The organism is Protofrankia sp. CiP1_Cm_nod1, assembly GCF_920888515.1.
In the GTDB taxonomy this organism is placed as follows: domain Bacteria; phylum Actinomycetota; class Actinomycetes; order Frankiales; family Frankiaceae; genus Protofrankia.
Genome location: NZ_CAKKTM010000044.1, coordinates 1 through 11456 on the forward strand (window position 1 = coordinate 1; position 11456 = coordinate 11456).

Genomic DNA, 11456 nt, shown 5'->3' on the forward strand with positions numbered 1-11456 from the left:
GGCCGCAGCGGGCGGACCGCGGCCAGGATGCGTCCCCGCCGCCATCCCGGCGACGGGCCGTCCGCGGGACCGGGCGCGGGCGTGCCGGCCGAGCCGGTGAGTTCGCTGATGAGGTCGTCGCTGTCAGCACCGTCGCTGTCAGCGTCGCCGCTGTCGCCGGTGCGCGCTCCCGGGATGCCGGAGCGCCCGCCCGGCTCGCCGGACCGGGCGAGCTCGTTCTCGATCCGGGTGAGCCGGTCGAGCATGTCGGTCGCGTCCCCGCCGCGCTCCAGGATGGTGCGCAGCGCGTCCATCAGGGCCAGCCACTGGTCGCGGTCCAGGGTGACGTGATCGGCGAGCTGGTTGGCCGTGGCGGGCGGGAACAGGCGCTGGGCGACGGCGACCACCTTCGTCACCTCGGCCGGGTTGAGCCGGTCCGGCCGCCCCCGGATGTAGGAGACGAGGTCCTTCAGGCTGATCAGGGTCACCCCGTCGATCGCCCCGTCGCTCCACAGGACGCCCGCCTCGGCCATGATCAGAATTGGTCGGACCGGGACTTTGACCATCGGCAGGGCGTCGCGGATCTGGTTGCGCACCTCTTCCCCGAGCCATCTGGTCAGGTCGAGCGGCTTCTTCAGGGACTGCCCGTCGACCTTCGCGCCGTCCTTGGAGTAGCGGACCGTCCCGGGGGAGGCGTCGCTTTTCATCACCATGACGCCGCCCGGCCCGACCAGCAGGTGTCCGATACTCGCCTCGGAGTGGGCCACCCGACGGTCGTGCATCACCACGTAGCCGTACCGGCGCAGCCTGTTGACGATACGTGCCGTCTTGCGCTCGGATTCGGCGCCTTCACGCAGCGCCTCGATCTCGGGCACCGGATCGAACGAACGGCCGATCACCACCAGCGGCCAGCCGAGCTGGACCACCAGGTACGCTGCCACCGCGACGGACACCGGCAGCCGCAGGCCCGAGACGGCCAGCACCGCGAACACCACCGCGATGGGGAAGGCCCGTAGCGCGGCCCGGGGCACGGTGTAGGCAAGCCGCTCGCGGCGCATCTGCGCCTGCTGTTCCCGGGCTCGCCGGTAGGCCACCTCCAGGGAGTGGCCGGGACGGTCGCGGGTGTGGCCGCGCAGCGGGCTGCTGCTCCTGATCGGGCTCTTGATCGTGCTCGCCATCATGTCCACCGTGGATCGTGGGGTCGTGGTCCGGAACCTGAATCATCAGCGGTCGTGGGCGTGCCGGCGCGGCAGAGCGCAGACATGTTACGGGCCGCACTGATGGTGCAGCCAGAGCGTGTCCTCGGACAAGGGAATCCCGAAACCGGTCCAAATTTTCCAGAGGCGGTGAGACGTTGATCCTCACTTTATCTTAGATGATCATTCCTGGCCCGCGCCTGGCCCGCGCCTGGCCCGCGCCTGGCCGGCGGTGCCGGCCGGCATGGCCCGGGCCCCGCGCTGGCCCCGTCCGACCGGCGATCGGCTGCGCCTGGGCGGTGCGAAGAGGAAGGTGAAGGGCCAAAGGGGTGAAATGACTCGCTGCGGATCCCGGCGGGGCTGGCGGCGGTGGGCCGGTTCGGCGTGCAAGTTACCAATGGGTAGCGATACGCTCCCACCGTCGGTAGAAGACTGGAGGACGTGTGAGACTCGCTATCGGCGGAGTGATCGTCGTTGTTGCTCTCGCGGTGGCCGGACGCCGGTTCCACTGGCTGTTCAGGCTGATCCGCCAGGGACAGCCCGCTGCCGGCCGGCTCGACGGGGCGGGCCAGCGGCTGTGGAGTGAGATCAGCGAGGTCGGTGCCCAGCGGAAGCTGCTGACCTGGACGGTCCCCGGGCTCGCGCACGCCTTCACCTTCTGGGGATTCACGGTCCTCATGCTGACCGTCATCGAGGCGTTCGGCGCGCTGTTCGACCACGACTTCCACATCCCGCTGTTCGGGCACTGGGCCGCCATCGGTTTCATCGAGGACTTCTTCACGGTCGCGGTCCTCGCGGGGCTGCTGGCCTTCACGATCATCCGGCTGCGCAACGCGCCTGCCCGGCTCGAGCGCAGGTCGCGGTTCTACGGGTCGCACATCGGCCCGGCCTGGGTCATCCTCGGGATGATCACATCGGTGATGGTCACGCTCCTGGTCCTGCGCGGCGCCCAGTTCAACGCCGGCACGCACCCGCAGGGCGACACGAGGTGGGCGTTCGCCTCCTACCTGGTCAGCCGTCCGCTCGACGCCTTCTCCCTCGAAGCCAACGAGCACATCGAGACGGTCTTCCTGCTGCTCAACATCGCCGTCATCATGGGCTTCCTGGTGCTGGTCGCCTACTCCAAGCACCTGCACATCTTCCTGGCGCCGGTCAACGTCATCCTCAAGCGCGAGCCCAAGGCGCTGGGCGCGCTGGGCAGCACCCCGGACATCGAGAGCCTGATGGAGGCCGACGAGCCGATCGTCGGCGTCGGCAAGATCGAGGACTTCTCCTGGAAGGCGATGCTCGACTTCTCCACCTGCACCGAGTGCGGGCGCTGCCAGAGCCAGTGCCCGGCCTGGAACACCGGCAAGCCGCTGTCACCGAAGATTCTGATCATGGATCTTCGTGACCACCTGTTCGCCAAGGCGCCGTACCTGCTCGCCGCCAACGGGTCCGGCGAGGGGGAGGACGCCGCGCCGGCCGCCGCCGGCGCTGCCGCGGAGGCGTCGAACGGGCACGCCGTCCACCACGTCCCAGAGTCCGGGTTCGGGCGGGTTCCCGAGCCCGGCCAGCCGCAGGCCGACCGTCCGCTGGTCGGGACCGAGGACGAGGGCGGGGTCATCGACCCCGACGTGCTGTGGTCGTGCACCAACTGCGGCGCGTGCGTGGAGCAGTGCCCGGTCGACATCGAGCACGTCGACCACATCGTCGACATGCGCCGCTACCAGGTGATGATCGAATCGTCGTTCCCCAGCGAGGCCGGGGTGATGCTGCGCAACCTGGAGAACAACGGCAACCCGTGGGGCGTCTCGCCCCGGATCCGCACCGAGTGGACCGAGGGCCTGCCGTTCGAGGTCCGTGTGCTCGACGAGGGCGAGCCCATCCCGGACGACGTGGAGTACCTGTACTGGGTCGGTTGCGCCGGCGCCATCGAGGACCGGGCCAAGAAGGTCTCCCGGGCCTTCGCCGAGCTGCTGCACACCGCGGGCGTCTCCTTCGCCATCCTCGGTACCGGCGAGAGCTGCACCGGTGACCCCGCCCGCCGGCTCGGCAACGAGTACCTCTTCCAGGAACTGGCCAAGGCCAACATCGAGGTCCTCAACGCGGCGGGCGCCAAGAAGATCGTCGCCACCTGCCCGCACTGCTTCAACAGCCTGGCCAACGAGTACCCGGCGCTCGGCGGCGCGTACGAGGTCATCCACCACACCCAGCTGCTCGGCCGGCTTGTCGACGAGGGCAGACTCGTCCCCGTCCAGCCGGTGGACTCCTCGGTCACCTACCACGACCCCTGCTTCCTCGGCCGGCACAACGAGGTCTACACCCCGCCCCGGGAGATCCTCGGCAGCATCCCCGGTATCCGCAGCCAGGAGATGCACCGCTGCAAGGAGCGCGGCTTCTGCTGCGGCGCCGGCGGCGCCCGGATGTGGATGGAGGAGAAGATCGGCAAGCGGGTCAACGTCGAGCGGGTGGACGAGGCGCTCGCCCTCGATCCGGACATCGTCTCCACCGCCTGCCCGTTCTGCATCGTCATGCTCACCGACGCCGTCACCGAGAAGAAGCAGTCCGGCGGGGCGAAGGAGAGCGTCGAGGTGCTCGACGTCTCCCAGCTGCTGGCTCGCTCGCTGGCCGCACCGCCGGCCGTCCCGGCCGGCGCCGACGCCTCCTGACGGAGGGCCGCGAGGACGCCTCCCGCGACGACAGACCGGCCCGGAGGCAGAGGGCCGGCCGGAGGCAGAGGGCCGGCCGGAGGCAGAGGGCCGGCCGGAGGCAGAGGGCCGGCCGGAGGCAGGGACGGCCGCTGCCGTAGGTGGAAACCGCTGTGGCGACGACGTTTTCCACCTACGGCCCGTGCGCCCGTAGGTGGAAAACGTTGCTGGAGCGGCGGTTTCTACCTACGAGGGCAGACACCGGCCGGGCGGGCGGGCCGCCGTAGCCGGTACGCGGCGGGCCGTACCCCCATCCGGGGCCAGCGCAGGAAGGCTTCGGCCTCCAGCATGGCCAGCGCGATGCGCGGCAGGTTCCGGCTCGCCGGGAAACAGACGTAGCGGGGCGACCAGGCCGGGCGGAACTTCGCGTTGAACCGGTAGAGGCTGTCGATCTGGAACCAGCGGGAGAGGAAGACCAGCAGGTTCCGGAAACAACGGGTGACCGGGCCCGCGCCGAGCCGCTGCCCGCGCTCCAGCGCGGCCCGGAAGAAGGCGAAGTTCAGCGACAGGCGCTCCACCCCGAGCCCGGCCGCGGCCCGTACCGCCGAGACGATCAGGAAGTCGTTCAGCCCGTTGTCGGCGGTACGGTCCCGCACCATCAGGTCCAGCGACAGGCCCCGGCGGCCCCACGGGACGAAGTGCAGCAGCGCACGCAGCCGCGGCTCGCCGCCTCCCTCGCCGCCCGCCGGGCCGTCCCCGCCGCGGTCGAAGGCCATCAGGACGACGCAGTCGTCGTCGGCGGGCGCGCCGATCCGGCCGAGCGCCATGGAGAAACCGCGTTCGGTCTCGGTGCCACGCCATGCCGCGGCCTGCGCCCGCAGCCGGGCCCGCTCCTCGGCGGGCAGGTCACGCATCCGCAGGGCCTGGCAGGTGTAGCCGGCCCGTTCGACCCGGCCGACGGCCTGCCGGACGTTGCGCATGTCGCGACCTTCGAGGGTGAAGGCCGCCACATCGATGACGGCTTCGTCACCGAACTCCAGCACGGACAGGCCGGCGCGCTCCCACGCCTTGCCGCCCGTCTCGGAGCATCCGATTACCGCTGGTATCCAGGCATGTTCGGCGGCGATCCGCAGGAACTCCCGGATCGCGCCCGGCCACGCCTCGTTGTCGCCGAGCGGGTCGCCGCTGGCGAGCATCACCCCGGACACCACCCGGTAGGGGACGCAGGCCTTGCGCGTCGCCGACCAGACGACGGTCTTGTCGGCGCGCAGGGCGAAGTAGCCCAGCGAGTCGGCGTCACCGTGGCAGGCCAACAGCGCGCGCATGCCGGTGATGTCGTCCTCGGACAGCTTCGGCCGCGGCCGTGGTGGCCGCAGCACGAGGTACACGACAGCGCTGATCGTGAGCAGGCCCATGGTCAGCAGCGTCCGGGTGACAAGATCCGAGACCCGTTCGGAGGAGAAGCGCAGCGGCCCGTGGATGCCGACCAGGCCGTCCACGACGTGCGCGAACTGGGCGGACAGCGGGTGCGCCCCGAGCAGCCGCCCACCACCGACCTGGAGCAGCAGCATGCCGATCATGACCGAGGCGGCGGCGAGGGCGGTCCCGACCCACAGCGCCCGCCACCGGGTGGTCGGGTCCCCCTTGGCCTGGAACTCCCCGCGTGCCAGCAGCAGACCGGCGACGAGTACGGCGGAGGCGGCCGCCTCCTCGTAGTCGAGGCCCTTGACCACGTGCAGGACGACGCTCGCCGTGAGCAGGGCCACCACCCCGTGCCAGGCGCGGCGCTTGCGCCGGCGCAGGCCGCGCGCCAGGAGCAGCAGCAGGAGCCCGACCACGACCGTGAACGCCGCGGCCTGCCGGGAGACCGACCCGGGCAGGATCTGCCGGATCAGGTCGAGACGGCTGCGCCAGCCGGGCGTCACCGCGGAGACGATGTCGATGAGCCCCGCGACGAACACCAGGGCGGCGGCCACGGGCGGCAGCCACAGACGGTTCCACGCCGGTAGCGCGGACCGGGAGGCCCGCGTCGCCTCGGTGGGCGCCGGCGCCGCGGGCGACGTCGATGTCCCTGCCGCTGGCGCCGCGGGCGCCGTCGAGGTTCCTGCCGCGGGCGACGTCGATGTCCCTGCCGCTGGCGCCGCGGGCGCCGTCGATGTCCTGGGTGCCGATGTCCGGGGGGGAGTGCTTCCGGCGGAAGACGTCCCGGAGATCGCGCCGATGCCGTCGCCGCGCCCGTTGGCCCTGGTCCGGCCGGTCTTGCGGGGACGGCTTCTGCCGCTGACCGTTGCCACGGACGCTGGCCCCTCCTTCGCTTCCCTTTTCCCAGCCCGTTTTCCGGCCTTCCGGGATGCCGGGCCGTGCGTGGGACGTTACCCCCGCCGGTCGCGCGGTCAGGCGGGGGTGTTGCGGGTAGTAGGACGGTCACAGGCTCCCTCGAGGGGAGGGATGGATGCTCGGGCTGCCCGAACAGATCAAGGTATGCCTGTTCGATCTGGACGGTGTGCTGACCCCGACGGCCGCCGTCCATGCCGCGGCCTGGAAGGAGATGTTCGACGCCTTCCTCGAGCGGCGGGCCCGGCACGCAGGCGGCCCGTTCGTCCCGTTCAGCGTCCGTGACGACTATCCCGCCTACGTGGACGGCAGGCCGCGGGCGGACGGTGTCCGGTCGTTCCTCGCGTCCCGGCACATCGAGCTGCCCGTGGGCAGCCCGGCGGATCCGCCGACGGCGCAGACCGTGCACGGGCTGGGGAAGCGCAAGAACGAGATCCTGCTGGCCAGGCTCCGCGCGGGTGGGATCACCGCGTATCCGGGGTCCGTGCGGTACCTGCGCGCGCTGGCGGCCGCCGGGGCCGGACGCGCGGTCGTGTCGTCGAGCGCGAACTGCGCACAGGTCCTCACCGCGGCCGGCATCGACTGGCTGCTGCCCGTCCGGATCGACGCCGCGGTCGCGGCGCGTGAGCACCTGGCGGGCAAGCCGGCGCCGGACACCTACCTTGCCGCGGCCCGTGAGCTGCGTGCCGAGCCCCGGCAGGCGGCGGTGTTCGAGGACGCGCTCGCCGGGGTCGAGGCGGGGCGGGCCGGCGGTTTCGGCTTCGTGGTCGGCGTCGACCGGATCGGGCACGCCGACGCCCTGCTCGCGCACGGCGCGGACATCACCGTCCCCGACCTGGCCGTCCTGCTCGAACCGGGCGAACCCGAACCGGGCAAATCTGGGCCGGGCGAACCCGAACCGGGCGAACCCGGGCCGGGCGAATCTGGGCCGGGCGAACCCGGGCCGGGCGAATCTGGGCCGGGCAAACACGGTCGCGCCGGCCGCGCGGCAGCGGGTGACGGGAGCCTGTCATGACCGGCGGCCCTTCACGACCGGCGGCCCTTCATGACCGGGAGCATGTCGTGATCGGTAACGTGTTGTGATCGGTAACGTGTCGTTCCCGGTCGAGCCGTGGCACCTGCGTGAGTGCGGCCTCGACCCGGCGCTGCTGGCCCGCTCGGAGTCGCTGTTCGCGCTGTCCAACGGGCATGTCGGCCTGCGGGCGAACCTGGACGAGGGGGAGCCGCACGCCCTGCCCGGCACCTATCTGAACTCGGTGCACGAGCTGCGTCCGCTGCCGTACGCCGAAGCCGGCTACGGGTATCCGGAGTCCGGCCAGACGGTCATCAACGTCACCAACGGCAAGCTCATCCGCCTGCTGGTGGACGATGAGCCCTTCGACGTCCGCTACGGGGAGCTGCGGGCGCACGAACGGGTGCTGGACTTCCGCGCGGGCGTGCTGCGGCGCACGGCCGAGTGGGTGTCACCGGCCGGGCAGGCGATCAAGGTGTCGACGGTGCGCCTGGTGTCCTTCGTCCAGCGGGCCATGGCGGCGATCTGCTACGAGGTCGAGCCGCTGGACGCCCCGGCGCGGCTGGTGATCCAGTCCGAGCTGGTCGCCAACGAGCAGATGCCGCCGCAGAGCGTGGACCCGCGGGCGGCCGCCGCGCTGGAGGCGCCGTTGCAGGGGGAGTGGAACGGCAGCCACGGCACATACGCGGAGCTGGTGCACCGCACCCGGCGCAGCGGCCTGCGGGTCGCCGCCGCGATGGACCATGTGATCGACCCGCTGCCCGGGCTGGGGGTCACCGCCGAGAGCGACGAGGACTCCTGCCGGATCACCGTGACGGCCGTGCTGGACGTCGGCAGCACGCTGCGGATGGTCAAGTTCATCGCCTACGGCTGGTCGGAGCAGCGTTCCCTGCCGGCGCTGCGGGACCAGGCCGCCGCCGCGCTGACCGCGGCCCGCCAGACCGGCTGGGCGGGCCTGCTCGCCGAGCAGCAGGCCTACCTCGACGACTTCTGGGCGCGGGCCGACGTCGAGGTCGACGGCGACGCCGAGGTGCAGCAGGCCGTCCGGTTCGCCCTGTTCCACGTGCTGCAGGCCGGCGCCCGGGCCGAGCGCCGGTCGATCCCGGCCAAGGGGCTGACCGGCACCGGCTACGACGGGCACGCCTTCTGGGACACCGAGAGCTACGTCCTGCCGATGCTCACCTACACCGCCCCGCACGCGGCGGCGGACGCCCTGCGCTGGCGGCAGGCCACCCTGCCGCTGGCCCGGGAACGGGCCCGTACGCTCGGTTTCTCCGGCGCGGCGTTCCCCTGGCGGACGATCCACGGCGAGGAGTGCTCGGGGTACTGGCCGGCGGGCACGGCGGCGTTCCACATCAACGCCGACATCGCGGACGCGGTCGTCCGCTACGTCCGCGCGACCGGGGACGACGCCTTCGAGCGCGACGTCGGCCTGGAACTGCTCGTCGACACCGCCCGGCTGTGGCGCTCCCTCGGCCACCACGACCTCGACGGCGACTTCAACATCGACGGCGTGACCGGCCCGGACGAGTACAGCGTCGTCGCGGACAACAACGTCTACACGAACCTGATGGCGCAGCAGAACCTCGTCGAGGCGGCGAACGCCGTCCGGCGGCATCCGGACAGGGCGCGCGAACTCGGCGTGGACGCGGAGGAGACCGCGTCCTGGCGCGACGCCGCCGAGGACATGTACATCCCGTTCGACGAGAAGCTGGGCGTGCATCCGCAGTCCGAGGGGTTCACCCGCCACCAGGTGTGGGACTTCGAGCGCACCCGCCCCGACCAGTACCCGATGCTGCTGCACTTCCCGTATTTCGACCTGTACCGCAAGCAGGTCGTCAAACAGGCCGATCTGGTGCTGGCGATGGTGCGCAGGGGGGACGCGTTCACCGAGGAGCAGAAGGCCCGCAACTTCGCCTACTACGAGGCCCTGACCGTCCGCGACTCGTCGTTGTCGGCGTGCTGTCAGGCGGTGATGGCCGCCGAGGTCGGCCACCTCGGGCTCGCCCACGACTACCTGCGCGAGGCCGCGCTGACAGACCTGCGCGACCTGTCGAACCGGGCCGTGGACGGCCTGCACATCGCCTCGCTCGCCGGGAGCTGGATCGCGCTGGTCGAGGGGTTCGGCGGGCTGCGCGACACCGGGGAGACGCTGTCGTTCGCCCCCCGGCTGCCGGAGGGGATCAGCAGGCTGGCGTTCACGCTGTCCCGGCGGGGCCGGCGGCTGCGGGTCGAGGTCACCGACGCCGTCGCGTCCTACGTGCTGCTGCGCGGCGACCCGACCGTCATCGTCCACCACGGCGAGCAGGTGTGGGTGACGACGAAGGAGCCGGTGAGCCGTCCGGTGCCGCCGTCGCCCACCCGGCCGGCTCCCGGCCAGCCGTTCGGACGGGAGCCGGTGCGCTTCCGCCCGAACCCGTGAGACGACCGCCGTGCCCGCGCGGACGCGCCGGTGCCACCATGCCCGTGCGACTGCTGCGCATCCGCCGCGCCCGCACGGATGTTACCCGGTGTGGTCGCGATTGTGGTTACGGTCGCGGTTGTGGTCCTCCGGGGAGACGGCGGCGCGGGTGAAGTCGCGGTAGGCGCGGGACGGCGTGGGGCCGCGCTGGCCCTGGTAGCGCGAGCCGTAGACGGCCGAGCCGTACGGATGCGTCGCCGGCGAGGACAGCCGGAACAGGCACAGCTGACCGATCTTCATGCCTGGCCAGATCTTGATGGGCAGGGTGGCCACGTTCGACAGCTCAAGGGTGACATGGCCGGAGAAGCCCGGGTCGATGAACCCCGCGGTCGAGTGCGTGAGCAGGCCCAGGCGGCCGAGGCTGGACTTGCCCTCCAGCCGGCCGGCGAGATCGTCCGGCAGGCTGATGATCTCGAGGGTCGAGCCGAGGACGAACTCCCCGGGATGCAGGACGAACGGCTCGTCGACGTCCGGCGCGATGAGCTCGGTCAGGTCCTCCTGCTCGATGGCGGGGTCGATGTGGCTGTACCGGTGGTTCTGGAACACCCGGAACCACCGGTCGAGCCGCAGGTCGATACTGCTGGGCTGGACGAGAACCGGATCGTACGGTTCCAGGCGGACGCGTCCCGCGGCGATCTCGGCTCGGATATCCCGGTCAGACAGCAGCACGTCCGAGCACGCTACCGGCCGTCGGCCCTGTCGCGGTCGTCGGACGGGGGCATCCCCTCATTCTTCGCACTGCCGTCCCGTCACGGGCAGAGGTAGGCCGCGTCGGTCGTCGAGCAGATGAGCTGGTTGTCGAGCAGCCACTGGATGGGCAGCGCGTCGGTGACCGGGTCGACGACCGGCGCGCCCGGGATGAGTGCGCTGACCACCTGGTACTGCTGTCCGTAGCCGGGCTGGTCGAACCACGGCCGGATGGCGCCGCTGTAGACGGAGAACGTCCGCAGCACCCGGTAGTCGTGGTAGTTGCAGCTGCCCGGGTCCGTCGTGGAGTCCAGGTTGGACGGCGGGATGGCCCGGGCGGCGTATTTCGTCCCCTCCGGGGAGGCGAAGTTGCCGCTGGTGCCACCGAAGCGGTCGAACTCCAGCCCCGGGGCCAGCGATGTCACCGTCCGCTGCGGGGTGCCGTCCGGGTTGATCAGGTATCCGTCCTTCGGCGGGTACTGCCAGCCGCCCTGGCCGGACCGGGCGGACGGGTCCCACCAGGTGTCCAGGAACTGCTGGACCGGCTCCCCGCCGGTGCGCTGGTAGTGGGACAGCTGCCGGCCCACCTCACCGACGACCGGCAGTTTCTGGGGGCCCAGCCGCGAGTCGCCACGGAAGTCGGCCTCCGAACACTCGTCCAGCGACCGGTGCCCACCCGTCGGATCGCCGGCCGTCGAGCCACCGGTCGTCGCACCGACAGTGATCGTGGCGCCGTCGGTCGCGGAGGCGGGCGCGGCCGAGGCGGATGTGGCGTCGACGAAGGCGGTACCGGCAAGGAGCAGGGCTCCAGCCGTCAGCGAGATCATGCTCTTGCGAAACTGCACGTATTCCTCCCGGACGTGTGCTCTGAGTAGCACATCGATTCGGGAGAGTAGTAAAAGATCTGCTCACGGACGTGGATCGCGCCCTCCGGGCGGATATACCGTGTGTCGTCCGTCCTGTAGCGACACGTGCCCGCCGACCGGCGCCGGCCTGCCCAGGCCGTGCCTGGCCCACGCCGGCCGGGTCCCGCCGCACCTCGCCCACGCGAGCCTGTAGGATGCTGAAGGCAGCACGCGGGCGTAGTTCAGAGGCAGAACACGAGCTTCCCAAGCTTGCAACGCGGGTTCGATTCCCGTCGCCCGCTCCACTCTGGG

7 protein-coding genes and 1 tRNA gene are annotated in these 11456 nt (G+C 71.5%); 4 read left to right on the top strand and 4 right to left on the bottom strand.

Annotated features, from left to right (window positions below; all coding sequences use genetic code 11):
- The coding region (locus NBX02_RS02845) for a nuclease-related domain-containing protein (protein WP_250289854.1) at positions 1-1157 on the bottom strand (1157 nt) is incomplete at its 3' end.
- A 461-nt stretch (positions 1158-1618) separates the two neighbouring features.
- On the opposite strand from NBX02_RS02845, the gene NBX02_RS02850 reads away from it, so the two are divergent.
- Positions 1619-3826, top strand: a complete 2208-nt coding sequence (locus tag NBX02_RS02850) for a (Fe-S)-binding protein (RefSeq protein ID WP_250289856.1) — start codon at positions 1619-1621, stop codon at positions 3824-3826.
- Between the two features lie 221 nt (positions 3827-4047).
- Here the strand turns inward: NBX02_RS02850 and NBX02_RS02855 are convergent, their stop codons facing one another.
- Positions 4048-5790, bottom strand: a complete 1743-nt coding sequence (locus tag NBX02_RS02855) for a phosphatidylglycerol lysyltransferase domain-containing protein (RefSeq protein ID WP_250289882.1) — start codon at positions 5788-5790, stop codon at positions 4048-4050.
- Positions 5791-6257: 467 nt separating this feature from the next.
- On the opposite strand from NBX02_RS02855, the gene NBX02_RS02860 reads away from it, so the two are divergent.
- On the top strand, positions 6258-7154 hold the full coding sequence (locus NBX02_RS02860) for an HAD-IA family hydrolase (protein ID WP_250289859.1): 897 nt from the start codon (positions 6258-6260) through the stop codon (positions 7152-7154).
- A 64-nt stretch (positions 7155-7218) separates the two neighbouring features.
- Complete coding sequence (locus NBX02_RS02865) at positions 7219-9573, top strand: glycosyl hydrolase family 65 protein (protein WP_250289860.1); 2355 nt, start codon at positions 7219-7221, stop codon at positions 9571-9573.
- A gap of 81 nt (positions 9574-9654) precedes the next feature.
- Here NBX02_RS02865 and dcd read toward each other — a convergent pair whose 3' ends face one another.
- Positions 9655-10281: a dCTP deaminase gene (dcd, locus tag NBX02_RS02870; protein ID WP_250289862.1), complete on the bottom strand. Its 627-nt coding sequence runs from the start codon at positions 10279-10281 to the stop codon at positions 9655-9657.
- An 80-nt stretch (positions 10282-10361) separates the two neighbouring features.
- Positions 10362-11144 carry a TNT domain-containing protein gene (locus NBX02_RS02875; protein WP_250285593.1) on the bottom strand — a complete coding sequence of 261 codons (783 nt, stop codon included), beginning with the start codon at positions 11142-11144 and terminating at the stop codon, positions 10362-10364.
- Between the two features lie 231 nt (positions 11145-11375).
- Here NBX02_RS02875 and NBX02_RS02880 point away from each other — a divergent pair.
- Positions 11376-11449: transfer RNA gene (locus NBX02_RS02880), tRNA-Gly, on the top strand.
- Positions 11450-11456 lie beyond the last annotated feature (7 nt).